17 protein-coding genes are annotated in these 25,406 nt (G+C 48.6%); 4 read left to right on the top strand and 13 right to left on the bottom strand.

The annotated features are described in order from the left end of the window. Nucleotides 1–3 precede the first annotated feature (3 nt). Nucleotides 4–1,764 (top strand): dihydroxyacetone kinase subunit DhaK, encoded by a 1,761-nt coding sequence (dhaK, locus tag A3849_RS30485; protein WP_074114813.1) that lies wholly within the window; start codon nucleotides 4–6, stop codon nucleotides 1,762–1,764. A 69-nt stretch (nucleotides 1,765–1,833) separates the two neighbouring features. Here dhaK and A3849_RS30480 read toward each other — a convergent pair whose 3' ends face one another. Further along, on the bottom strand, nucleotides 1,834–3,036 hold the full coding sequence (locus A3849_RS30480) for an NAD(P)-dependent malic enzyme (RefSeq protein WP_256701115.1): 1,203 nt from the start codon (nucleotides 3,034–3,036) through the stop codon (nucleotides 1,834–1,836). Nucleotides 3,037–3,355: 319 nt separating this feature from the next. After that, complete coding sequence (locus A3849_RS30475) at nucleotides 3,356–4,111, bottom strand: YheC/YheD family protein (protein ID WP_074114812.1); 756 nt, start codon at nucleotides 4,109–4,111, stop codon at nucleotides 3,356–3,358. Between the two features lie 208 nt (nucleotides 4,112–4,319). Here A3849_RS30475 and A3849_RS30470 point away from each other — a divergent pair, with 208 nt between their 5' ends. Both A3849_RS30470 and A3849_RS30465 read left to right on the top strand, forming a co-directional pair. Then, entirely contained in the window at nucleotides 4,320–5,132 is an 813-nt protein-coding gene (locus tag A3849_RS30470; RefSeq protein ID WP_074114811.1) for a DUF6492 family protein, read from the top strand. Nucleotides 5,133–5,146: 14 nt separating this feature from the next. Next, nucleotides 5,147–6,472, top strand: coding sequence for a sugar phosphate nucleotidyltransferase (locus A3849_RS30465; RefSeq protein ID WP_074114810.1), 1,326 nt, complete (start codon nucleotides 5,147–5,149; stop codon nucleotides 6,470–6,472). Between the two features lie 26 nt (nucleotides 6,473–6,498). Here A3849_RS30465 and A3849_RS30460 read toward each other — a convergent pair whose 3' ends face one another. From A3849_RS30460 to sbnA, 6 genes are all read right to left on the bottom strand, one after another. Then, nucleotides 6,499–7,905: a sigma-54 interaction domain-containing protein gene (locus tag A3849_RS30460; RefSeq protein WP_074114809.1), complete on the bottom strand. Its 1,407-nt coding sequence runs from the start codon at nucleotides 7,903–7,905 to the stop codon at nucleotides 6,499–6,501. A 140-nt stretch (nucleotides 7,906–8,045) separates the two neighbouring features. Beyond that, entirely contained in the window at nucleotides 8,046–8,990 is a 945-nt protein-coding gene (locus A3849_RS30455) for a DUF561 domain-containing protein (protein ID WP_074114808.1), read from the bottom strand. Between the two features lie 45 nt (nucleotides 8,991–9,035). Next, nucleotides 9,036–10,271 (bottom strand): L-lactate MFS transporter, encoded by a 1,236-nt coding sequence (locus A3849_RS30450; RefSeq protein WP_074114807.1) that lies wholly within the window; start codon nucleotides 10,269–10,271, stop codon nucleotides 9,036–9,038. A gap of 26 nt (nucleotides 10,272–10,297) precedes the next feature. Continuing rightward, nucleotides 10,298–11,863, bottom strand: a complete 1,566-nt coding sequence (locus A3849_RS30445) for an acyl CoA:acetate/3-ketoacid CoA transferase (protein ID WP_074114806.1) — start codon at nucleotides 11,861–11,863, stop codon at nucleotides 10,298–10,300. Nucleotides 11,864–13,084: 1,221 nt separating this feature from the next. Then, nucleotides 13,085–14,050 carry a 2,3-diaminopropionate biosynthesis protein SbnB gene (locus A3849_RS30435; protein WP_074114804.1) on the bottom strand — a complete coding sequence of 322 codons (966 nt, stop codon included), beginning with the start codon at nucleotides 14,048–14,050 and terminating at the stop codon, nucleotides 13,085–13,087. A gap of 24 nt (nucleotides 14,051–14,074) precedes the next feature. After that, on the bottom strand, nucleotides 14,075–16,288 hold the full coding sequence (gene sbnA, locus A3849_RS33910; protein WP_306010724.1) for a 2,3-diaminopropionate biosynthesis protein SbnA: 2,214 nt from the start codon (nucleotides 16,286–16,288) through the stop codon (nucleotides 14,075–14,077). Nucleotides 16,289–16,455: 167 nt separating this feature from the next. Here sbnA and A3849_RS30425 point away from each other — a divergent pair, with 167 nt between their 5' ends. Beyond that, the gene (locus A3849_RS30425) at nucleotides 16,456–17,295 is read left to right on the top strand and encodes a YheC/YheD family protein (RefSeq protein ID WP_074114803.1); all 840 of its coding nucleotides are present in this window, start codon (nucleotides 16,456–16,458) and stop codon (nucleotides 17,293–17,295) included. 168 nt (nucleotides 17,296–17,463) lie between these two features. On the opposite strand, the gene A3849_RS30420 is transcribed toward A3849_RS30425, so the two are convergent. The 5 genes from A3849_RS30420 to A3849_RS30400 form a co-directional block, all read right to left on the bottom strand. Next, a complete protein-coding gene (locus A3849_RS30420) occupies nucleotides 17,464–18,714 on the bottom strand; it encodes an MFS transporter (RefSeq protein ID WP_074114802.1) in 1,251 nt (416 codons plus the stop codon). 286 nt (nucleotides 18,715–19,000) lie between these two features. Continuing rightward, a complete protein-coding gene (locus A3849_RS30415; protein ID WP_074114801.1) occupies nucleotides 19,001–21,652 on the bottom strand; it encodes an endo-beta-N-acetylglucosaminidase in 2,652 nt (883 codons plus the stop codon). Between the two features lie 40 nt (nucleotides 21,653–21,692). Beyond that, nucleotides 21,693–23,225 carry an ABC transporter substrate-binding protein gene (locus tag A3849_RS30410; protein WP_074114800.1) on the bottom strand — a complete coding sequence of 511 codons (1,533 nt, stop codon included), beginning with the start codon at nucleotides 23,223–23,225 and terminating at the stop codon, nucleotides 21,693–21,695. A 70-nt stretch (nucleotides 23,226–23,295) separates the two neighbouring features. After that, nucleotides 23,296–24,249 (bottom strand): carbohydrate ABC transporter permease, encoded by a 954-nt coding sequence (locus A3849_RS30405; RefSeq protein ID WP_074114799.1) that lies wholly within the window; start codon nucleotides 24,247–24,249, stop codon nucleotides 23,296–23,298. A gap of 23 nt (nucleotides 24,250–24,272) precedes the next feature. After that, complete coding sequence (locus tag A3849_RS30400) at nucleotides 24,273–25,202, bottom strand: ABC transporter permease (RefSeq protein ID WP_074106841.1); 930 nt, start codon at nucleotides 25,200–25,202, stop codon at nucleotides 24,273–24,275. Between the last annotated feature and the right edge of the window lie 204 nt (nucleotides 25,203–25,406).

Here is a 25,406-nt window from a genome sequence, read left to right as displayed (position 1 = left end):
CGCATGAAAAAGATAATCAATCAGCCGGAAACCTTAGTCCGCGAAATGGGTAATGGGCTTGTGATGGCTCATCCGGAGCTTGTGTTTGACAGCAAACACAAGGTCATTGCCAAAAAAGCGCTCAACAAACAGAAGGTTACCCTGATCAGCGGGGGCGGCAGCGGACATGAACCTGCCCATGCGGGCTTTGTGGGTCAAGGGATGCTCGACGCGGCAGTCTGCGGGGATGTATTCGCCTCCCCGTCCCAGATCCAAGTGTATCAAGCTATCCGCAATACCGCAGGCAGCAAGGGTACTCTCCTAATCATCAAAAATTACAGCGGCGATATGATGAACTTCCAGAATGCGGCGCAGCTGGCCATTGAAGACGGCATTCAGGTCGACTATGTGAAGGTGGAAGATGACATCGCGGTAGAGGATAGCCTGTATACCATCGGCAGAAGAGGTGTTGCCGGAACCATCTTTGTACACAAAGTCGCGGGTGCCGCGGCGGAGGCCGGTCTGTCTCTGGAGGAAGTGAAGCGGGCAGCCCAGCATGCAGCGGATAAGGTTCGCAGCATTGGCTTCGCATTTACCTCCTGCACCGTTCCAGCCAAGGGAACGCCTACCTTCCAGCTGGCGGAGGATGAAATGGAGTATGGTGTCGGTATCCACGGTGAGCCGGGTATCCGCAAGGAAAAGGTGGTCAGTGCCGATGAGCTTGCCGGACGTATGATTTCCTCACTGCTGGAAAATCTGCACCTTGAGGGTAAGAGCGGTCAGGAAGTAGCTGTTCTAATCAATGGCTTCGGAGCCACGCCGCTGCAGGAATTGTATGTTCTGAACAATGCTGTCATGCGGGAGCTGGCCGAACGCGGCATTACGGTTCGGCGGACACTCGTTGGCAGCTATATGACCAGTATCGATATGGCCGGTGCTTCAGTGACCCTGATGCATCTTGACGATGAGCTGAACCAATGGCTGGCCGCCCCCTGCGATACACCTGCCCTGAGAATTACAGGACCCTCAGAACCTGTTCTGTATACCGATCCGCTGGAACAGCAGTCTGAGTCCAGAGAAGTAAGCTATACCAATGAAACAGATCCTGCCCACGCAGTTATTCAGAACGAAAGCCTGTCGCTGTATAACATCATCTATCTCATCGACCAGATGAGCGAAATTATCATCGAAAACGAAGTACCTTTCTGCGAGTTGGATGCCCATGCAGGAGACGGAGATTTCGGCATGAGTGTAGCCAAAGGCTTCAAGCAGCTGAAAAAGGAATGGCCTGATCTCCTGGAGAATCACTCCAAGGACATTGGCAGCTTCCTTAAGGCCTGTTCCTTGATTATTATGGAGCACTGCGGAGGCGCTTCCGGTCCAATCTGGGGCTCTGCATTCCGCGCGGCAGGGAAATCTGCTGACAGCAAGACCTCCCTGTCTATTCATGAAGTGGCTGAACTGCTTGCCGCCTCTGTCAAGGGCATTCAGGATACGGGCGAGCGTTCCTTCGGCCGGGGAGCCGTAGTCGGCGATAAAACCCTGATTGATGCTCTGGTTCCCTGCGCTGAATCGTGGCAGAGCAGCGCCGGGCAGGGCGACACACTGCATGACGCTTTCACCAAAGCCGCTGCGGCCGCCGTTCATGGCGCCAAAAGCACAGAGGCCATCGTAGCCCGGATGGGCAGAGCCGGCACCGTAGGTGAACGCAGCATCGGCTACCCGGATGCCGGAGCCTTCGCACTCGGTGTAATCTTCACGGCGCTTGCAGGTAGCATGAAATAACACCTTCTGACATTGTAAAAACAGCGCGGCCGTCCCAAATGGACGGCCGCGCTGTTTATTTCCTTATATTCATGAATGAAAGCCGATCTGCAGGTCTTTTTTGGATACGCCGCTTTTGAAGGCCGCTTCAGCGACGGCTACGCGGATTCTCTCCACCACCCGCGGATCAAACGCATCCGGGATAATATATTCCTCATGAAGATCCGCAGGATCAATCACCGAGGAAATTGCCTCAGCCGCCGCCAGCTTCATCTCATCATTAATGTCAGTAGCTTCACAATCCAGTGCCCCTCTAAAAATACCGGGAAAACACAGCACGTTATTAATCTGATTCGGGTAATCGGAACGGCCCGTCGCCATCACTCTGACATGCGGTGCAGCGATCGCGGGATCAATCTCCGGCGTAGGATTCGCCATGGCGAACACGATGGAATCCTTAGCCATGTTCAGCACATCCTCCAGCTTCAGCACATCCGGTGCAGAAACTCCGACAAAGACATCCGCACCTTTGATTACATCCGACAACTGGCCGCTCTCAAGGTTGGGATTCGTCAATTGGGCAAATTCGCTCCAATGTGTCCGGCTATAGGAAACCGTCCGGCTGATGGCACCTTCCCGGTCTACACCGATCAGGTTCACAGCCCCGGCTTGCAGCAGCATTTTGGAAACAGAGATGCCGGCTGCACCAACACCATTCACCACGATTTTGACATCCTTGATCTGCTTGCCGCATACTTTCAGGGCGTTCAGCAGCCCGGCAAGCACAACGATGGCTGTACCGTGCTGGTCATCATGAAATACCGGGATATCCAGTTCATTACGCAGTCTCTTTTCGATTTCAAAACAACGGGGCGAGGAAATATCCTCCAGATTAATGCCTCCGAAAGTAGGGGCGAGTGCTTTTACAATCGTAATAATTTCTTCCGTATCTTTCGAATCAAGGCAGATCGGTACAGCATCCACATTGGCGAACTGCTTGAACAGCGCCGCTTTGCCTTCCATAACGGGCATGGCCGCTCTCGGGCCTATATCTCCCAGACCGAGCACTGCGGTTCCATCGGATATCACGGCTACCGTGTTTTTCTTTGTTGTCAATTCATAAGCCTGGGCCTGATCCGCAGCAATCGCCTGACAAACCTTCGCTACACCGGGTGTGTATACTTTTGACAAATCCTCTTTCGTCCGGATCGGATTCTTTAAGGTTGTTTCAAGTTTCCCCCCCTTGTGCAGGAACATGATTTCTTCCAATAATTCCACAATATCTCCCCCCATTAATCCACTGATTCTCCATCCCGTTATTGAGCCTCTGTATGTATACCTAATAGTTATCGGCAGTACCCACCAGATTCACAAGATAATTGTTCTAATCATTTGGAGTTTTGATAGCTTAACTTCTTAACTCTACATCGCTCGTTCATTCTTTTCGCTGAAGTACATCACACTCTTAGCTTCTTTCGCTTTTTTTCGACAATAATAATGGATGTCAGCCATTGAAGTCAGACACATGCCCAAATAACCCCACTGGGTGGGGTTATGGCTTACGATTCTTATAGAGCCAATTCAAGCGACAGGTCGATCCAGGGCGACAGCTTCATTTTTTCATGCTAAACCGACGGTACCTCATTACTTTTCTGTACATGGATTTATCCTTAAGCTGATTGAAGATATAGGGGTCCGGATTCATGTTCACTTCAATAATCCATGGCGTCAGGGACCGGTCCAGACCGACATCCACGCCGATTTGGCGGATACGGGGATAGGTTTTCTGCATATGCGCAGCCATTCGGGTACCCAGTCTATTCAGCTCCTCTGTCAGCATCCCCAGCCGGTGCGAAGTCAAATGAGAGGAGAGCAGGGTTTCTATAGCCATCGGTTTGCCACCGCTGTGGTAGTTGGTAACAATTTTCTGCGGATGCCCCAGTCTTCCAATGATTCCCGTAGCTTCCCAGATCCCCTTGGGGCTCAGCTGAACCATCACCCGGATATCGAAACGGCGCCGGTTATGCTTCAGCAGATGAATACCTTTTTGAATCAAATAGCTTCTCCCGCCTGTCTTCTTCGCCAGACTCTTGTGAAAGGCTTCAAAGGTGTCAAAGTGACGGACCTTCTCCTCATATTGATACTTGAATCCTTGCCGTTCCCCCCGCTCAGCGCGAATGACTCCGTTCCCATAGGTGCCCCGTTCCGGCTTCACATAGATCATTCCGTAGCTGTGAATCATCTGCTCCAGATTTCCTTTGTTGAATTTTCGGGTATCGGGGATAAAAGGCTTGATCGACGCATTGCGGAGCAGCAATTTGGTCTTAATCCATTTGCTTTGTACAGCGTTCACCGGTTTTGTCTTCACTCTTTCACTCTCCTGTCTGAGAGGGGTTTCGCCCTCGCTGGGTTACATAGTCACTGCATTGTATGCAGGATCAGCTCCGGCTGAATGAAGCAAATATCCCATACGGAAAGATAATATTTACAGGGGTCTTTGCCCGGTCATGCAGTACGTATGAAGCATACATTAGTTCAGACGCCCTAAGTGTCAATACGTGCACGGAGATGAGCCTATGTCAGCAATTACAGGTTTAACGACCAGCGGTCCCGCGATTGATGTCCTTATCCCGGCCATTGAAAAGGATCTGGCGACCCTCCCCTATGTCATCGATAGTCTTCGCCGCTATGTACGGCATCCCATCAGCCATATCTACATTGTCTCGCCGAACAGCAGCAGAATCAGGAATCTGTGTGCTCGAAAAGGCTGTATTTTTGTCAATGAGACCACCGTTCTTCCTTTTACCAAAAAGGATATCCACTATTCCTCCTCCCGCTGGAACCGTTCCGGCTGGCTGTATCAGCAGCTGCTGAAAATGAACGGCGATCAGATCTGCCGGGAGAACTTTTTCCTGGTCATTGATGCCGACACGGTGTTAATCCGTCCCCACCATTTCCGTTCCGGGGGCAAAAGCATCTTTTACTGCCGCAGCTGGAGCCAGCCGGAGTATTTCCGCACGTACCGTAAGCTTATGGGCGTTGCCGCACCTTCTCCCAAATCCTTTGTCACCCATTACATGCTGTTTGAAAGGGCAAAGCTTGCGGGGTTAAAACGAAAAATCGAAGCCCGGCACGGGGTATCATGGCATGCCGCCATCCTACGCAGCATCGACAGGAAGAAACAGTTCGGCTTCTCCGAATTTGAAACCTACGCCAATTATGTTTACAGCAGGGATAGCACCTCAGTCCTGCTCAAGAAGGCCAATAATAAAGCTCTGTCAACATCTGCAGCCGCCCTGGGTACCACTCGGCTTCAAAAACTGGCCCGCACCTACCGCTCGCTTTCCTTCCATCATCGAAAGGGTTATTCCATTCCAGCTAAGCGCTAAGGAGGCAGACAGCCTTGCATACTATTTTTTTGTGCGGCGGTTCCGGACAGCGTCTATGGCCGCTCTCAGGCAGCATCCGTTCCAAAATGTTTCTGAAGCTGCTTCCTGCTCCGGCTGGAGGTACGGAGTCAATGATCGGGCGGGTATGCCGCCAGCTTGACCAGGCCGGACTGGATCAATCGGTCTTGTTCGTCACACATAAGGATCAGCTGGCTCTGATGCAGCGGCATACCCGTGGCGGATATCCGGTGATTGGGGAGCCTTATAAACGCGGTACATTCACGGCTGCCGCGCTGGGGGCCCTCTATTTATATTCCTCAGGAACAGCTAAACCGGAAGACACCTTGTGTGTGGCCCCCGCGGATATGTATGCGGATGACGGATTCTTCCGGTTATTTCATCAATTTTCGGATGTTTTGGCTGAATCTAAGGCCGATCTTGTGTTGCTTGGGACAAGGCCCGCCCACCCCTCAGACCAGTATGGCTATATTGTCCCGGGAGACGCCGCTGGCAAGCGGTATTCTCCGGTGATTTCTTTTGCAGAAAAACCGGATACTGCCAAGGCTGAGGAGTTGATCGGGCACAACGCCTTATGGAACTGTGGAGTTTTTGCTTTTTCGTTACGTTTCATGCTCTCCCATTTACAGCAGATGGGTCTGCCCGTGGAACTGGCTGCATTTACAGAACAGTATCCCGGATTCCCGGTCCGCAGCTTTGACAAGGAGATTGCTGAACGCAGCAGCAAAGCTGTCGTACTTCGGCATGAAGGTGAATGGCTGGATCTGGGAAGCTGGGGAACGCTCACCGCCCAGCTTGCTCAGCCGGTGGTTGGAGCAGGCGGAATTTGGGGGGAATGCCGGAATACCCACATTGTTAACGAACTGGACATTCCGCTGCATGTAATCGGTTTATCCGGCGTAGTTGCTGTAAGTGGTCCGGAGGGGATCCTGCTTGCCCGAAAAGAGGACGCAAACGGGATAAAAGAAATCATCCAGGACGCTTCAGCAGAACCCAGATATGGCGAAACCAAATGGGGAAGCTATACCGTCCTCGACCGGACCTCTAGCAGTGCCGGCCTGGTTCTTACGCTGAAATTGTCCCTGCTGCCAGGCCAGACACTACCCGAACAGCTCTGTCACCATTCCAGTAAGAGCTGGGTGATCTTGTCCGGAGACGGCGCAGTCATTCTGAACGGCCTGACCATTGAAGCACAGTCAGGCGGAATATTTACATTCTCCAGGGGAGACAGCCATGGAATCACAGCTGTTACCGCAATGAAGCTGATTGAGATACGGACACTTCAAGAAAAGGATGATGATCAGCCGATCTACAGCTCGTAAGATTGTTTATCATATGAAATCTAGCTTTATTGTGATGATGAGTCACCATTTGAATCCAGCACTTCCTCCATCTTCTTTAACTTTCTGTAGATGACCGATCGGTCCACACCCAGTTTTTTAGCCGCCTCGGTGCCGTTACCCTTACATCCTTTCAGTACTTGTCTGATGTAACGGCCCTCTACAACTGCTGTGAAGTCTTTTAGATTCGAGAGGTTATGTTGATTTTTATCTATAAAGTGGTCGATAGAAAACCAATCTGCAACATTCTCCTCAGGCTGCGGGTTGAAATCTGTGGGTTCCGTAACAACAAGCCTCTCCACATAATTTCTAAGCTCTCTTGCATTTCCTTGCCAAGGCTGTACTAACATGTTCTGGAATTCTTCTGCACTTAACTTGAATTTTTTCCCGTACATTTGATTGAAGTTAGCGATAAAACTTGAGATTAATCCCACAAGGTCTAATTTCCGGTTGCGGAGCGGTGGAATATGAATCGGAATCACATTAATCCGGTAATACAGATCTTCCCGAAACAGGCCTTTTTTCACCAATGCCCATAAATCCCGGTTCGTCGCTGAGATGATTCGGCAATTGATGGGAATATTACTAATCCCGCCGACTCTTCTCACTTCATTGTTCTCCAGAACACGCAACAATTTGACTTGCATATCCAATGGCATTTCAGCAATTTCATCCAGAAAAAGAACCCCGTCATTGGCGATTTCGATCATGCCCTTTTTCTCTTCTGCCTGGCCTGCAAAAGCTCCCTTTTCATAGCCAAATAATTCATACTCAAAAACAGCAGAAGGGATGGCCGCACAGTTAATGGCAATAAAGGGCCCCTTCCACTTTTCACTTTTCCGGTGGATGTATTTCGCGATGACCTCTTTACCCGTTCCGGATTCACCATAAATTAATACTTTACTGTCGTAAGAGGCAATTTGATTGCAGACTTTAATAATTTGCTTCATGGCTAAGCTCTCAGCAATAATTCCTGTCGTTTTTCCCGCAGCTGATGTTTCTTCTAATTTCTTTCTAATTTGGAGGGCTGCAAGGGCATTTGCTTCTAAATTTATATTTTCCTTCTTGAATTCATTGGAAGAGGTCACTACAAGCTGTACTTCCCCATCCTTGTCCAAAATAGGAATAGCTGTAGAAAATACATGAAACCCTCTGGCTGTATTTACATTCCGTGACACTTTTTGTTTCGTTTGAATGGCTTCCATCGTAATGGATGGATTATAAAAGCCTGCCTTCACCAAATCCTGTACATTGGCTTTGAGCAGCTCTTCCAGCGGAACCCCAATGGTCAACGCCGTAAATTCGTTTGAAATTAATATATTTCCATTGGCATCAGTGACAAATAAAGTAGAGGGCAATTCCTGATTCGTTTCGTCTATAGGACATTTAGCTGTCTTTTTGTTTTTTTTAGTCATAGTTATCAGTCCCATATCGTTATATTAAATGCTTACTTCATTATAAAATACCGCTTTCATTTAAGATACCGCTTAGAAAAAAAGCCAAGTGGTATCATCATGTACAGATACCACTCAGCTTTTAATTATACAGAAATTAATTATGCGCCAATAACAGATATTTTACTCAGGTTCTGCAGAACGGCTTGAGCTTCTTCAAACATCGTGGTAATCATTTCTTCAACTGTTGTAATTTCATTACACATCCCGCAGATTTGTCCGGCCATTACTGAACCATGTTCAGTATCGCCTTCAAACACCGCTTTACGCAAAGATCCCAAGCTTAATTTCTCTAACTCTTCACGGGATGCATTTTCATTTTCAAGCTTAAGAAATTCTGCAATCATACTATTCTTAATACTTCTTACAGGCCCGCCTAGACTGCGTCCGGTAACCGTTGTGCTGGTATCGTCTGCTGCAATTACGGCTTGCTTGAAGTTCTCGTGAGTAGGACATTCAACAGTAGCTAAGAAACGGGTGCCCACTTGAACTCCCTGAGCTCCCAAAGCAAAGGCTGCTGCGACTCCACGGCCATCCGCAATCCCCCCGGCGCCGACAACCGGAATGGAAACCGCACTAACCACTTGAGGGAGCAGAGCCATCGTCGTTGTTTCACCTACATGACCCCCTGCTTCAGTCCCCTCAGCTACAATGGCATCCACCCCTAAGGCTTCCATCTTCTTAGCGATTTTTACAGATGGCACTACTGGAATAACGATAATCCCATTTTCTTTAAAGGTTTGCATGTATGGGGCAGGAGTGCCTGCGCCTGTGGTAACAATTTTTACGCCTTCTTCAATAATCACTTCGATCAGTTCCGGGATATTGTTCATCATCAACATCAAGTTAACGGCAAAGGGTTTGTTCGTACTGGCTTTGGCCTTGCAGATCTCTTCACGAAGACGTTCCGCTGTAAATCCGCCTGAGCCAATGACGCCGAGTCCTCCCGCATTCGAAACAGCGCCTACTAGAGGAGAGACGGCAATTTGAGCCATGCCTCCTTGGAATATTGGATATTTAATCCCTAATAATTTGGTAATAGACATGTTTGAAATCCTCCATTTTTATAAATATTATTCTATTGAAGAGTACTATGCTGCTTTTGTTAACTCCTGTTTGGTTTTTGGTTTTTCCATTGCTTTGAAAACAAAGGTTAAGGCAAAACCAACCAAGGAGATCACCAAAGCGATGTAAAAAGCATTCGTAAACATTCCATCGTTCGCTGCTGCAACCTTATTGGCAATTCTCGGTCCGAAGAACGCAGCTCCTGAATACCCGATAAACGTTACACCATAGTTCACGCCGTAGTATTTCATACCGAATTTCTCACCGACAATAGACGGGAAGATCCCCATCGTTCCTCCAAAGCACAAGCCAATTCCTACGATTGCTATTCCAAATCCGGCTACTGAGTTAGACAAAGCTATGGTCAACATCATGCCGGCAATGACCAGGTAGATCATGAGCAGACATTTCACACGTCCGATTTTGTCTGATACGGCCCCCCAGAAGATACGGCCCATGCAGTTACTGAAAGCATATAAACTTACATACAGGGCTGCGGCTGCGGCTGAAAGACCAAACATTTTCTGGCCGATTACGGAAGCATTTGCGGTTACCATCATTCCTGACAATGCACCGATCAGGAATAGACAGGCGATTACATAAAATATCGGCTTCTTGATCATTTCGTACCATGGGATATTAACCCCGCCCTTAGAAGCTCCAGCAGTTGGAGGCGTCCAACCCTGAGGGATATAACCGACCGGGGTTGGTTTAACCAATAGGCCCAGGCTTAAAATAAGTGCTAAAAAGGCAATACCGAGCGTAATGAGTGCAGACTGGACACCATTGCTGGAAATTAGCGCATTCGCTATAGGAGCAATAACGATGGTTCCACCGCCATATCCAGCTGTTACAATCCCTGTAGCCAGCCCTCTTTTATCCGGGAATAGCTTAACTGTGTTACCAATGGTTGCGGAATATACAATCCCCTGGCCCACCCCGGTAATCACACCATAAGTGATGTACAGCATCCATGGTGCGGTTGCCAAGCCGGATAAGATAAATCCAAGCCCAAACATGGCACCGCCAATGAATATGGCTGTTTTGGCTCCCCCTTTGTCCACCAATTTCCCGCCTAAAATCATTGGAATTGGAGCGATAGCCGCGTTAATGGTAAATGCCAACATAATATCCGGCATTGTTACATCGAAAACTTTGGTTAAAGGCAATGCAAAGATACTAAAGGCGTACACTGCACCCACACAGATATTAATGATCACTGACGCGATCAGGATCCTCCACCGGTTCAACACTACGTTCATATCATCTTCCCTCTCTATTGTATATTTTAGTTTTTCCCGTTAATAATAGACTTCAGTTTTCCCCAGTGTTCCTCGAACATGGCAGAATCCATTTCTTTGAGGTCTGGTGAGATAACCGGTTCAAATTCCATTTGGTCTAAGATATGCGTTTGAAGGTCAATCCCTGGTGCGATTTCCGTTAACGTAACTTTTCCGTCCAGCAGTTCGAACACTGCCCGTTCAGTCACATATACAACCGGTTGTTGTACTTTCGCGGCATAAGAGCCACTGAACGTGATTTGCTGCACCTTTTTAATAAACTTCTTTGCTTTTCCTTCTTGAACGATTTGCAGTTTTCCATTCTCCACCTTGATCTCAAGACCGCCCGCGGTAAATGTTCCGGCAAAAACAAGTTTTTTGGCTGCCTGGGAAATGTTGATAAACCCACCGCAACCCGCTACACGAGTTCCAAACTTGCTCACATTCACATTGCCATATTCGTCGGTCTGAGCTAGGCCAAGCACGGATAAATCAATCCCGCCGCCATCATAAAAATCAAACTGTGCATCATGATCTACAATAGCCTCGGAGTTAAAGGCATGTCCAAAGTCCTTCAGACTGGCTGGCACACCGCCAATGGATCCCGCCTCTGTGGTTAGAATAAGCTGGTCACTTACTCCTTCTTCTGCAGCGATAGTTGCAACATTCACCGGAATTCCTACGCCAAGGTTCAAGATGGTGTTCGGTACCAGTTCAACTGCAGTCCGGCGGGAAATGATTTTACGCTCATCTAAAGGTATGGTATCTATGTTCTCAACAGGAACTTTTACATGACCGGAGAATGCCGGATTATAGTAGGTGTTTTCAGTCTGGAAGTGATTTTCTGGTTTAGAGACCACAATATAATCCACTAAAATTCCCGGCACCTTGACATCTTTCGGATTCAGTGTGCCATTCTTGGCAACCGTCTCCACTTGAGCGATGACGATACCTCCGGAGTTCCGCACAGCCTGGGCAATAGGAAGAACCTCCATATGAAGACCTTCCTTTTCAAGCGTTAAGTTCCCCTTTTCATCAGCCACGGTTCCGCGGATCAATCCAACCTGAATCGGAAAAGATTTATAGAATAACCACTCTTCACCTTCGAGTTCAATGACCTTCACAATGTCTTCCTTTGTAGATGGAGACATTTTTCCGCCTTCTACCCGGGGATCCACAAACGTCTCCATACCCACTTTAGTAATGACTCCTGGACGTTTACCTGCAATTTCACGGTACAGCTGAGTGATTACGCCTTGGGGCAAATTGTATGCCTCACATTTGTCTTCTTCGATGAGTTTTGCCATGCCGGGGGAAGCGATTGCGATCCCGCCGATCCAGCGTTTAATTAACCCCTCATGACCCAGGTGGGTCATTCCTTTATCACGGCGGTTGCCTACTGCACTAGCATGCATCACCGTCAAGTTCTTCGGATGTCCGGTTTGTAAGAACCGCTCTTCAATCGCAATACCCATTTCTTCTGCCCAACAGGATAATCCAAAACCGCTTGCTGCGACTGTACTTCCATCTTGAATCAGTTCTGCAGCTTTTGCGGCTGAAATTACTTTTGTCATTTCCCCACTCCTCTTTCGTGAACATTTTCACATTCATAACAAAGTCAATAAATCCGTAGTATGCCTAAGGTCAAAAGTGATTGTGAAACATTTCACACCGTCATAGTATTACAGAAAATATATAGGGTCAAGGCTCCTAAAACGGCTTAAAACCGAGCCGTTTTTCTGTAGATAAATTGCGACTCCCCTTACGGGAAGCCCCCTTATGAGGGAGCATTCCCCCCTAATAATATCTACCCCAGGCAGTATCGACCGGTAATATGAATCCCGCTTTTCCCGCTATCGCTTTCAGCAACAGTCGCAAAATAGCAACACCCGAACATCCTATATTGGGGCAGAGATAAAATAACCGGGGAATTGATCCTTCACGTTCATTAAATCTTACAAATCCCACCAGAATGAACACAGTTTTTCTAATAAATCTAACAATATAAAATAAAATATTTTTCTTATTCTGCTGATTTTGCATTTTCACAACAGCTGATCACACTACCGAATTACATTATTATCCATTTTTCCATGGTTCACATACATAGGGGGGATCATCAAAAATAACGCTTGTAGTGTAAAAACACAAAGATATAATTGATTTAACGGCGCCGTAATAAACTAAATAGGAGTTTTACTCATGGAATTATTTACAGTTAAATCAATTGGAAAAGTTTGCGTAGATAGAGAGGGAACTCAGAAAATGGTGTGATCGGGTTAGCCTATATGGATGTCGGGCATGGATCCCCCATTTTGGATATTAAGCCCTACACACCCAGTCTTGACCGGGTAGAAAATCCTTCTATGCCTCAGTGGTGTGCTAGCTGTCAAAAAACGTGGAGACTTCAGGAGATTATGACAGGAGTAAAGTCTTTAACTTCTAGCTTTTATAAAGTCTGGGTTATTTGATACTTCCCTTTATGATGCATTTCAGATACATCTCTCATCATGCAAAAAAACAGGGGCGTCCCAAAAGCCATGAATGGCTTCTTGGGACGCCCCTTGGTTTTGAAGTAGGATGCACATGGGAACTTGGTGATGACGCTGCGCGAACGGACCGTTGTTCCAATCGCTGTGCTCTCCAGATTTTTTTCATTCCCCTTAGCGGTGAAAATCCGGAGATCAAGGCGGCCGCTGCCGCTTTTCCACAATCAGTCCGTCCTCTGCTGAAGTATGAGCCATATCAACACCCTCTTGGGGACCGAAACAGCTTCAGTAAGACAGACCCACCCCCTACTCAAGCTCCGTTCCTATCCCTTTTTCCCTTGCAATCTTTACGTAGTACACCGCTGTAGCGATATCGAAGACGGCCATACCCATCGGGCAGAAAAAGATCGGCTCATCTGCGGCGAAATCCGCAAAGCAGCGGCGGCTGACGACATCGGTAATCGTTCGCGTACCTTCACAAGTTAGTCCCTGCTCCAGATGGAGCTGCTCAATGTCGGTATTCTCACGGCACACTTCATCCCAATCGTCCACGATGATGGCTTTTACTGAAGCTAACGCCTCCGGCTTATAATCACGCAGTGAAACATTCAGCAAAAGACTGCCTTTTGCAGGGGGAAGATCAATATACCGATGATTGGATACGGTACAAGTGATGAAGATATTGGAATGCCGGTAGACATCTGCCCAAGTCTTAGCTACTTCGATCCTGTCCCTGTATATAGGCGGGATTCCTGACAAATCTGCTCCCCTTATGTCAAAGATACGGATAGATTCGATCCGGTCTCCATACAATGCTGCAGCCATTTGAAAATGATACTGACCAATCGGCCCCCAGCCGATAATGCCTAGATGAATTCGGACCAGCGGGCGTGCCTCTATAAAATAACGAATCATCAGCCCGCTGATGGAGGCCGTCCTTACAATGCTGGGCATCGGCGAGTTGAGGATGGCTGAAGGTTCGCCCGTAGCGGGATTATTGAGCACGATAATGCTATGCGCGCGGGGAAGACCCGCCTGGATATTATCCGGGAAGCTGGAGATCCACTTGATCCCTGCTGCATTCACCTCTCCTCCAGCGTACGCTGGCATGGCAATAATCCGGTTTCGGGGATTGTTATACCTTAGGTATGGCTTTACTGGCTGGGCGTAATCACCTGAATCCATAATGCGCACTGTAGACTCTACCGACTCCACAAGGGCAGGCCAATCCAGCCCAACTTCCCGAAGATCCCGGTCGTTTAAGTACAGCATCCCGCTTCCTCCCCATATCCTGTCTTATCTTCCAAGGTCGGTTCTGTCCTCAGCCGAAAGTTCCCGGCCGAATTGGCTCTGAATCCAGGCGTCTGAATATACAGTATCGAGGTAACGTTCTCCCTTGTCATGCAGAATGACCGCACAGACTGATCCCGGTGTCAATTCCGGCTCCATCTTTTTAACAGCTGCAATAATTCCCCCGGAGGATGCGCCAGCCAGAACCGATTCGCTCCGGGCGAGTGCCCGGCAGCCTTTGACAATATCCGAGTCCGAGACATGGATGATACGGTCGATCAGACCGGTTCTGCAGAAAGGCGGTACGATACCGGCACCGAGTCCCGGGAAGCGCCGCTGGCCCTTATTTCCGCCAAAAATAACGCTCCCCTCTGCGTCAACAGCCACGATCTTAGTCTTAAGCCCGTGATCCCTTGCATATTCCGCGAGGCCCCGAATCGTGCCGCAGGTACTGACGCTGCAGAACAGATAATCTACCCGCCCAAGCTCAGCCACAATTTCCTTCATGGTCGTATGGTAGTGGGACAGATAATTATGGGGATTCGCATACTGATTCGGCCAGTAGCTGCCCGGTATTTCCGCCAGCAGCTGCTGCACACGGTTCAGCCTGGCGGGTAAATACTCGCCTGTTTCGGGGTCGGGACCCGGGACCAGATCTATTTTTGCGTCCAATGCCTTCAGGATTTGCAGATTCGTGTCTGTTGTTCTGGGGTCGACCACGCTGATAAAACGCATCCCCAAAACCTTGCAAATCATCGCCAGGCTGATCGCCATATTTCCCGAGCTCGATTCAATGACGGAAGTTCCCGGCCCAATGACCCCTTCCTTCCAGGCTTCCCGGATCATCCGCAGAGCCGGACGGTCCTTCGCACTTCCGCCGGGGTTCAGCAGCTCCATTTTTGCGTAAACCTCAAATCCGCTTTTCTGGAACAAGTTACTCAGCTTGATTAAGGGCGTGTTTCCGATGGCCGACAAAATTCCGCCATTCAGGTATATATCTGGTCTGCTATTATCTTTGTCTTTCTGGTAATACAGTTTTTTGTTCTTCACCTGCCCGCGCTCCAGTGGCTCCTCCGCAGCTACGATAATGACCTCAATCGCATCAAGCAGATGGTTACGAATCATTCTGCCGATTTCGGGAATGCACTCCCCGATTTCCTCCCGGATGGCCGGAATAGCAGAGTTTTTCGCAGATTTGCTCTGAATGTATACAGTCAGCGCATTGTTTTCTACGCTTACGCGGATGATCGCATCCTCAAGATGACGGTATACAACCCGTTCAATATCGTACAGGCTGATTTTTTCCCCGTGCTTCAATTCCCGGCCCACCCGTTTGACAATAGACGCAAAGCTCTGCCTCTCTACACCGCCATCCATCACAGGCCTGAAGTCTCTTACAACGTCATAGGTAACAAAACGGATGGCAGGCAGCATCTTGCGGACGCTTGAGGTAAGCACCAGGATACTCTCGTCCTTTGCCAGTGGTCTCCATTCCCCGCCTAACTCCTGTGTTCCAATCCCTTCCGCATAAATGCCGTCAGCGAGAATATACCGGCCAAGATCATGGGAGTAATAAGCAATCGTCCCGATTTCAATGGAGCCGTACGTATCGATGATGTCACGAGGCTCCAGACCGAACAGGCGGGCCATGTTGCACTGCCACTCAGGTGTGGCGATTTCCCCGACCAGAATGATCTTGCGGATTCCGAAGGCAAGCGGATTATCCGTAGCATATACGATGTGGTCGAGGATAGAAGGCATCGTATACAGCAGGTCCGGCTGAAACGCCTCAAGCTGTTCAATATGCTGCTGAATCGGCAGTTCAAAGGGGATCGAGCTATTTTCCAGGCCCAGCCGTTCAAATATGGTTAGCGCAGTGTTCGCTGCATGTCCGGTACCCATGTCTGCCAAAGCTCTTGTGCACCCGCTTCCTGCGATAAGCTCACCGAACAGCTTTGTTTTGATATCTATGTAGTGCTGGTCATCTTCTTCCGAGTAGAGAATCGCCTTCCGGTCGCCAGTGCTTGTGCCCGATGTCCTGTATACGGCAAGAGAAGGGTCAGCTGGCTCTGTATAATAATAGGTTTCAAGAATCTCCGTCGTCAGCAGCGGAAGCTTCTGAAGGCTGTAATTAGTTTGTCCACCGCCGGTCAACCCCTTGTACCAGGGAAATACCCCGATAACCTCAAGCACTTTATCCTGTAATTTGTCCAGCAGCATCTTCGCCGCCTCCCGCTCTACTGCATGCTGCAGCCTCTAATAGATACATACCTTCAATCATCATATGTAGCACGCTCCGGGTGTGTTCTTTTACCGTCTGCTGCCCAATCAAAAGTTCAACTATCCCCGTAAGATAGCCTATAGGCTTATTGCGACGGAGGGACAAAATGAAGGAACAAATCACACGTATATCCAACAAGCTGACGAAAACAAAGGTGCTGGCTGGAAGCCAAGAATTAAGGATGCATATCCCGGTAACGAGAAAAATGAATCCTAGCGTGTTAAAAGAGATGCTGCAAAAATATCACATGGTGTACATTAAGCCATGCTGCGGTTCATTGGGGCAGGGGGTGATCCGGGTTGATAAACTTCCGGTCAAATGCTTGAAACGCACCAGCGGAAGAGATCATGACCCGGGGCAAGAGATGTCCTACCGCTATCAATCCGGTTCGCAAGTGCATAGATTCTCCGATTACGACACCGCCTATCGTGCAATCTATAGGGAAACCAAAGAAAGATCCTATTTAGTTCAAAAGGGAATCCGGCTGCTTACCTATGATGGCCGTCCCTTCGATATCCGGGTGATGGTGCAACGGAATCTTAAGAGGGAGTGGGAGGCTACGGGGATTGCAGGACGCGTGGCGCATCCTCACAAGGTGGTAACCAACGGCAGTCAAGGCGGGACTATTTATCCGGTTGAGGTGTTGTTGAACGCCTACACAAATGTAGAAAAGCGTGCAGCATTGATCGCAGCAATGAAGGAAATTGGAGTGAAGTCCGCTCATCAGTTAAGCACTGCCTTCCCCGGCCTTCAGGAAATCGGTGCAGATATTGCCTTGGACCGGCATCTGAAGCCCTGGATCTTGGAAGTGAATACAGCTCCCGATCCCTGCCCGTTCACCAAACTGCAGGACCGTCGTATGATCAACCGAATCGTTAGATATGGCAAGGCCTATGGGCGGACTTACAATCTGAAATGCATGAAGGCGAAGCAGGGTGTGGTGTAACTCGGGCGGTGAGGCCGAGGAAGGTTTTTCAGATTCGTACGAAGAAATAGAGGTTGGAACAACCAATAGACCGCCCCGGGGGAGCAGTCTATTGGTTACGTTAGAATCCCTATCGCGAAGGAACCGTACACGGGCTCTTCTGTATACAACCTTATACACATCGCAATATTATGCCTCTTGTGCAACATGTGAGTGATCCGGTGCTTTTTGGTTCATAATCGGCACCATGACCAGTGCACCAAGAAAAAATAATAATCCTGCCCCGCTATAGATTGTACCTAGCGAAAAGGCATCCTTTAACGCGCCAGCGAAAGACATGGAAATGACCATCATGCCTACGAACATCGGATTCAGAACCCCATTTACCCGGCCGACAATGGAGCTATGTGACCATTTCAGGATCATTGTGCTGATCCCGATATGAATGCAAGGGAATACAAGCCCATTCAGGAATTGAACGGTCAGCGTGAGCGGAACACTAGTCGAATATCCGACAATGACAGTGCAAATTGCGCCTGCCAGCATACCTATTGCCAGCAGAAGCTGCGGCGGAACCCGTTTCGCGAAGACGGCTACGATCCCGCCGCCGATCAGCATGGCTGCGCCATTCACCATCAGCAGATATTGCAGGAACTCCTTACTTTTGCCCAGCCGCTCCGTTACGATAAACAAGTTGAGCGCTTGGGCAACCCCAACTGCGAGTCCGGCGAGAATAAACGCGAGACCGAGCATGCGCAGTACTTTACTGTGCCAGACATAGCGGAAGCCTTCATTGAAATCCTTACGGAATTGCCCTTTTCCAGCGGCCGTTTGAGGTTTCAAATGATCCTCAGGCAGGCGAATAAGGACGAGTGCGGACAGCAGAAAGACCACGCCCATTATAGCAATCGACGTTTCAAGGCCAAACGTGCTGTACACGAAGGTGCCGAGCATAGGGCCGAGCACCATGAAGATAGCCATGAGCGATTGGAATAGAGCCATCCCTTGCTGCAACTGTTCTTCCGGTACATGATACTTAAACAATCGCATGCTTGAGGGCTGTGAGAACTGCGATAGAATCGCTGATATGAATGCTACAAGGTAGACGGAATGCCATGAACCGAAATGTATGGTCAAAAGTACTGCGAATACGGATACCGCAGATAATAAATCGCACCAGATCATCGTTCGCTTCGGCTTCCAGCGGTCGGCAAAGGTACCTCCGATGAACGAAAAAACAAAAATAGGTGCGAACTCTGCTACGCTGATCAGTGAAATGGCGTAGGGATCATTGTTTGTTTTTTCCGCAACATACAGGAGAATAGCGAAATTACGGACCCAAATGCCGATCTGTAGCAGCACGCTTGATAATAGAATGGTCTGCAGGAACCGATTGCGAAGCAGGCTTGGTGCATTGCTGCTTTTTTCATGCCTATTCAATCTTATTCAACCTCCAATTGTTTGCAAAGATGCCCATTTGGATTAAATGGTATAACTCCCTTTTCATTAGTCTCACCTTTTCATTTAATCTAAGTCATACTTGTCAATTATAATATACTTAAATACTCTTTATTTCTTTTTTTTTGCTAAGTTGAGTAACTTTTTTGTTTGCCAGCCATTAGCACGTTATGAAGTGATCCAATAGCTATAGCAAATAAACCGTATGCCTTATGAAGGGCGTACGGTTTATTTGCTTCATTATAAGGATGATATTTTATGTGTATGATTACAGTCCCTTAACTTCAAACTCATAGATTCGCGCGGCTGTATCGGCCCCCTGTGAGGGCTTAGTAATGATCAGTTTTACATAGCGGGCTTTAACTAGCGCAATCGCCTCAGTCGTCTCTGCTGCCGTGTTTCCTTGGACCTTGACGGCATCGGTCCAGTTCGTACCGTCACTGCTCACCTGAATAGTATAATCGCTGGTATTGAACCCGGACCATTCTCCTCCGCTCTCAGCATGCTTGATGACAAAGGCACTGATTGGATGCTCGGCGCCCAGATCGACTTGAAGCCAGTGAGGCAGATTGCCAAGCGCGCACCATTTGCTGTTGTCCGTCACTTTACCGTCTACGGCATTCGGTGCTCCTTCCTTATCCCCGCAGGCCTGATCGGCTGTTACAGATTTACCAAGTGCCAGATTCTTCACTGATCCGGCTTCCTTGCTTACTGTGATTAGTGCCTTTTTTGACATTGTGTCTTGGCCCGAGCTGTTAGTTGCAGTCAGTGTCACGCTGTATACACCTTCCTGATTGAACATTACCACCGGATTCTTCGTGGTGCTGACAGCCGGGCTTCCGCCGTCGAAGGTCCATGACCAGCCTTCTGTCACTTCAGTCGACAGGTCGGTGAAGTTTACACTCTCACCTGGAGCCACCAGCGTCCGACCGGCCTTGAAGTCTGCAGTCGGCTTCGGATAAGCCGGCCAGCTGATCTTCACGCTGGAGGCCTGACCTTGCCCGTATCTTCCATTGACCGCAACGACCTTCAATACTGTTACCGCTTCCTTGTCTATTCTTCTCATCTCAGGGACGTAAAACACATGATTCGGCGTTGCCCCCATTAGCACCTCATTGCCATCGGGCAATACCCGGTAGATTTCATACTGCTTCACCTGCTGATCAAGCGGATTCCACTGCAATCTGGCATCTCCATAGATTCCATTGCGGAAATCAGAAGAAGTGGCTTTCAGCTCACTAACCGCCGGGAGCGGCTGAATCGAGTCATTGGCATTTTGGATGGCGAGCTGGCCAATGTGTATGGCATAATCACTTATCGTATCCCTGGTATCAAAATACAGTGACAACGCCACGATCCGTTTCCCTTTATAGGGGGTCAAATTCAGTGTTTCTGTAGTCCAGCCTGGTGATGTTTTATCCTTCACGTTAAGAAAGACAAATTGGTCGGGTTGGTCTGCGAAAGCAAGGCCAACCTTCAGACTCGGCTTGTTCTGTGTTTTGTACGTAACCGACAGCTTCGTACTTGCTTCGATCTTCAGATCTGTTTTATAGAGCTTCAGATGTGTCGCATTGTCATGACTCAGAACACCTGATACCTTCAACGAGCTTCCGCCGTAATACGCATCGGACCAATCCAGCACCGGTGTGAGCGGTGTTCCTTTGCTGTCTGCGATCCAGCGCCATGTCGGCAGGATATCCTGCAGGCTCCGGTTATTCCATCCTTTATCCCGTACCTGCTTCCCGTGAACGTAATACTTCTGTCCACTTCCAGTGTTGAAGCTGGTGATGAAGGGCAGCTTATTTACAGGGGATGCTTCCACCACATCGTTCGCGATTCCTTTCCAGGTCTGGTTGCTCGCGGTATTGCCCGGATTTCCGTTAGGACCCACCCAGAACTTGTTCTCGCGGATGAAGAAATCCTCCATACTCTCCGCACTGTTAAATGCCCAGTCCGGGCGGTAAATCCCCAGAGATGTGACTGCAGGCTTCCCTTCCGGGAACAACAGATTCCAGTTCACCTTCGTATCGTAACCTTTGGCTTCAACGTCAATGCCTGCATACAGGGCAAATGGGCTTCTGCCCAAGCTTTTGGCCTTTTCCGCCGAGCTTCCAAGATCCTTCCACCAGAAGTTCAGGAACATACTGTCTGATATCTGCTTTCCATTGTCCTGCAAGAACATCGCATTCTTATCATTTAGGGCATTCTGCCAGCTGATACTGCCTTCTTTGGTCATCGAATCGTACCATACGGTGTGCAGAGATGCAGTTTGGTGCGATTCCAGATAACTCAGGAAAGCCTTCATTTGCTGTGCGTCAGCCGGCGTTCCACCCTCTGTCTCCTGGTTAATGAACCAGCCGTCAAATCCGTAGTACTCCGCAACCTGGATCAGCTTGTCAGCGGCAGGAAAGGAGCCGTCACTCTTCTGCTCCAGCATTTCCTTCACCCATTCATATTTACCGCCATACACGGCTGGCGGGAAGAACACCGTTCCGAGGATCGGCACGCCATTCTTATGAGCAGCGTCGATCGTATCGGCACTTGGAGGCACGATGATCCCTTCCCCGGCCGAGCCGCCCCAATAGACCAGTTGGTCAACATATTGCCAATAGGTAAACGTGTTTGCCCCGAATTTGTCCGAGCCCTGGGAGGGGACTCCGCTTGTTCCCGGATTCATTGCTGATAAAGCCATGACTTTCGGCGCTTTAGTCGCATGAGAGTTGACCCCTGCTCCCACAAAACGGTCCTGCAGCGGGATAGTACTGCGGTTGAAAGCGGCGTCCGGGTCTGATGCCGGACTCCACTGAAGCAATTGCTCTGGAAACCAATAGGATGAATAAGGCTGTTTGGCTAACGCAGAAGTGGATAATGCAGCACATATCACAACTAAGAAGATAAAACCTGCACCTATCTTTTTCATGCCATCCTCCTCCAATGGATCAATTGATGTGAATGTCAGCCTATTTATGGGCTGCTTTCCACTCGTCATATTGCTTCTGTGCTTCGGCAATGACTTTATCCAGACCGGCATCCTTCATCTTGGCGATTGCCTTCGGCAGATGTTCATCCGGGTCGACTGCACCTGTCATGATAGGTGGATAAAATTCTTTTACGATCGCCGAGATAGACGCTACTTCTGTCTTCACTGGATCAGGGTTGAAGTTGAAGCCAAAGCTTGGTGCCACCTTCGCGGAATTGTTGAACTCCTTGAACGCTTGCCATTTATCTGCAGGATCTTCCTTGTGGCTGTAGGTCAGGAACAGATTGCCTAGTGCGAATCCCGGCATCTGATAACCGTCTTTCATGGCCGGCAGATCTTCAATGACGTCTTCAGAGATCTTCTTGTAATGTGTGCCTTCGATACCGTAGTTGATCAGATTGCGCAAATATTTGTCCGAATTGAGCAGGTTCAAGAACATCATCGCACGCTCCGGATTTTTGGAATTCGCCGAGATTGCGTGCATAGAACCGGTAGCGGAGCCTGTGAAGATAACCGGATCCTGCATAGGCGAGGTCACGATGTCATAGCCCGCACTTCTCGACCAGCCCAATTCTGCATAAGGCTGCGTTTGCTCGCGGTCCGCGAACCATTTGCCTGTCTTGATGTTATCAATACCTTCCAGAGTTGCGACATCTTTGCGCAGATAACCGGCTTGATAGTATTTCCGAATGGTTTTGAGCGAGCTTTTCAGTTCGTCGGATTCAAGGATATTGACGTACTTCCCATCCGTTGAGTTCATGTTTATCCCAACCGGGAATTCATCGCCCAGGAGGAAGTCAAAAGGCATATAAGGCTTGAAGCCTTTCGGTACGGCCAGTGGTGTAATGTCTGCCGGCTCGCCTTCCTTGATTTGTTTCAAATATGGTTCGAGATCCTCTAGGGTACGGATTTTGGTAATATCCATCTTATACTTATCAACATACTGTTTGTTGAATCGCCATACCCACTGCGAGGCCAACTCCTTGTTGACCGGCACAGCATAATTTTTACCATTCACCTGCGATCCAGTCAGGAAACGCGGGTCGAGCTCTTTTATGATATCCTGACCGTATTTTTCCAGCAAATCATTGATTGGCAAAAATGCACCCCGAGTCGCATTCGGCAGATAGTCAAAAGCCCAGGAGGAGGTAAAGGCGATATCATAATTCTCCCCGGAAGCAGTGATTACCGGCAACCGTTTCGAATAGTCGCCCCAGTCAATCATTGTGATGTCAACGGTTGCATTGATTTTGTCCGTCAAATATTTATTCATTTCCTCTTGAACCGTTGGCAGGTCACGCTGTGGACCACCGATCAGGTATACCTTGAGCTTCACCGGTTCCAGCTTATCCCCGGTCTGATCGCCGGATTCAGTTGAGTTGGCTGATTGGGACCCGGACGGCTTATTCCCATTACCGTTCTCCTTCGTGTTGTTGTTGCCACAACCAGCCAATGTGGAAGCGAGTGCAAACAGAAACACAACCATCAGCAATACCATTTTCTTGGACTTCATATGTCTCCCCCTAATCAATATAAATATCTATTGTTACTGCCCTGGATCGGGCAGATACAACTTATCCAACTTATTCTTTAACCGAACCAATCGTAAGCCCTTGGATAAAATACTTTTGGAAAAAAGGATACGCCAGTGCGATTGGCAGTGTAGCCAGCACAACCATAGCCATACGTACGGTCTCTGTCGGCAAGGTCGCAGCAATATCGTAAGATACTACCTGGCTGCTGTTCTGTACGATGAAATCCATATTGTTCTGAATCCGGATTAAAAGTGTCTGCAGTGGTATTAAATTAGGATTATCAATATACAGAAGCGCATTGAACCAGTCATTCCAGAAACCAAGTGTACTGAAAAGCCCGATAGTCGCAATACCCGGCAGCGAGATTGGCAGCACGATACGTGTGTAAATGCCGAATTCGGTTGCTCCGTCGATCTTGGCCGATTCAATGATCGCATCCGGTACCGTTGTCGTAAAAAAGGTGCGCATGACGATAATATAGAAGGCGTTCAGAATAGACGGGAAGATCAGCGCCCAAAGGGTATCCCGCAAATGGAGTACTTGCGTAACAACGATATATCCCGGGACCAGCCCTCCGGAGAACAGCATGGTGAAGAAAGCGAGAAAGCTGAAGAACCGGCGCTGGTCAAAGTTCTTGCGTGAGATTGCGTACGCATATGTAGAAACGAGATACAGCGTCAGAACGGTTCCAATGACCGTTACAGCCAGGGTCACACCCAAGGATTGAACCATTTGCTCACCGGACCGCATCAGAAACCGGTAGGCGTCCAGACTGAGCACCTCGGGCAGAATGCTGAAGCCGTTGAGAGCCAATGTCTTCTCGTCCGTAAACGAAATGACAATGATAAAAATAAACGGGAAGATACAGGATAGGGCGAATAAGCCCACACCCACATTAAATATAAAATTCCATAATGGACTAATCGCATTGATGTCCCTGGCTTTCTTTTTCCCGGGAGCAGAGAGCACTGTTCTCTCCATTGATTTGCTTAAGTCATTCATTGCAGCACCCCCTTGCCGATTTTTTAGAATACGGCATAATCCTTTTCAATTTTGCGTACCGCATAATTCGCGAGCAGAACGAGAATCAGACCGACAACGGATTGATATAGACCCGTAGCCGTACTCATACCTGTATCGCCCATGATCGTCAATCCCCGATACACGAATGTGTCAATAACGTTAGTGACCGGATACAATGCGCCGGAATCCCGCGGAACCTGGTAGAATAACCCGAAATCCGAGCGGAAGATGCCGCCGAGTGCCAGAACTGTCAAAATGATCATAAGCGGCTTCAGCATCGGCAGTGTAATAAACCGGATCTGATTCCATTTGGTGGCACCGTCGATCATTGCCGCCTCATAATAAGAGCGGTCGATGCCGGCGATTGCTGCAAGATAGACGACGCTCCCGTATCCGGCATTTTTCCAGAGACCCAGAAAGATAAGAAAATACGGCCAGAATTTCGTCTCACTATACCAGCTGACCGGGTCTTCGCCAAAGAAGACAAGGAGCTGGTTGAACACGCCCTTTTCTACATTGAGGAACGAGAATACAAAATAGCTAATAATAACCCATGAGAGGAAATACGGCATAAACATCGCAGTTTGGTAAAATTTCGCCAGCCGTTTGTTTAACAGCTCATTCATAATGATGGCAAGCGTAACCGCGAGCACCAGTCCAAGCATGATCAAACCGACGTTATACAGAATCGTATTGCGCGTTATGATATAAGCATCATCTGTCGAGAACAGAAACTCGAAATTTTTGAACCCGACCCACTCACTTTTTAAAACGCTTTCAAAAAATCCCCCCGGATGAATCCGGAAATCCTTAAAGGCAATAATCGTCCCAAACATCGGCAAATATGCAAAAATAATAAACCACGCTGCTCCCGGTAATACCAGCAGAAGAAACGCCCTATTCTTTATCAGTTTCTTCAAGATGCCTTGCACGGCTGTCCCTCCTTTGATTCACTTGCAGCTGAGTTCATCCACTGTTCATCCCCTATAATCAACAATGGTTAACTTCAGCTCATTCGGTGTTTTGGATCTTCCCGTTCACCCCTGTCTTTATTATGAAAGCCGGGCAGCCGCCGAGAAAGTTGAAAAATACAATAAAATGATGGATTAATTAAAGATAGCGCCTTCATTTCACTA

Origin of the sequence: Paenibacillus sp. P46E (assembly GCF_001909095.1) — a bacterium.
In the GTDB taxonomy this organism is placed as follows: Bacteria; Bacillota; Bacilli; order Paenibacillales; family Paenibacillaceae; genus Paenibacillus_AQ; species Paenibacillus_AQ helianthi.
The sequence above is the reverse complement of the archived record's forward strand: the minus strand, read 5'-3'. Positions and strand labels throughout refer to the sequence as shown.

Coding starts and splice junctions, on each gene's coding strand:
- A3849_RS30450 (WP_074114807.1), bottom strand. CDS start 10,271: ATGAACGTAGTGTTGAACCGGTGGAGGATCCTGATCGCGTCAGTGATC.
- A3849_RS30425 (WP_074114803.1), top strand. CDS start 16,456: ATGAAGGAACAAATCACACGTATATCCAACAAGCTGACGAAAACAAAG.
- A3849_RS30445 (WP_074114806.1), bottom strand. CDS start 11,863: ATGACAAAAGTAATTTCAGCCGCAAAAGCTGCAGAACTGATTCAAGAT.
- A3849_RS30470 (WP_074114811.1), top strand. CDS start 4,320: ATGTCAGCAATTACAGGTTTAACGACCAGCGGTCCCGCGATTGATGTC.
- A3849_RS30480 (WP_256701115.1), bottom strand. CDS start 3,036: ATGGGGGGAGATATTGTGGAATTATTGGAAGAAATCATGTTCCTGCAC.
- A3849_RS30410 (WP_074114800.1), bottom strand. CDS start 23,225: ATGAAGTCCAAGAAAATGGTATTGCTGATGGTTGTGTTTCTGTTTGCA.
- A3849_RS30460 (WP_074114809.1), bottom strand. CDS start 7,905: ATGACTAAAAAAAACAAAAAGACAGCTAAATGTCCTATAGACGAAACG.
- A3849_RS30435 (WP_074114804.1), bottom strand. CDS start 14,050: ATGCTGTACTTAAACGACCGGGATCTTCGGGAAGTTGGGCTGGATTGG.
- A3849_RS30455 (WP_074114808.1), bottom strand. CDS start 8,990: ATGTCTATTACCAAATTATTAGGGATTAAATATCCAATATTCCAAGGA.
- A3849_RS30415 (WP_074114801.1), bottom strand. CDS start 21,652: ATGAAAAAGATAGGTGCAGGTTTTATCTTCTTAGTTGTGATATGTGCT.
- sbnA (WP_306010724.1), bottom strand. CDS start 16,288: ATGCTGCTGGACAAATTACAGGATAAAGTGCTTGAGGTTATCGGGGTA.
- A3849_RS30405 (WP_074114799.1), bottom strand. CDS start 24,249: ATGAATGACTTAAGCAAATCAATGGAGAGAACAGTGCTCTCTGCTCCC.
- dhaK (WP_074114813.1), top strand. CDS start 4: ATGAAAAAGATAATCAATCAGCCGGAAACCTTAGTCCGCGAAATGGGT.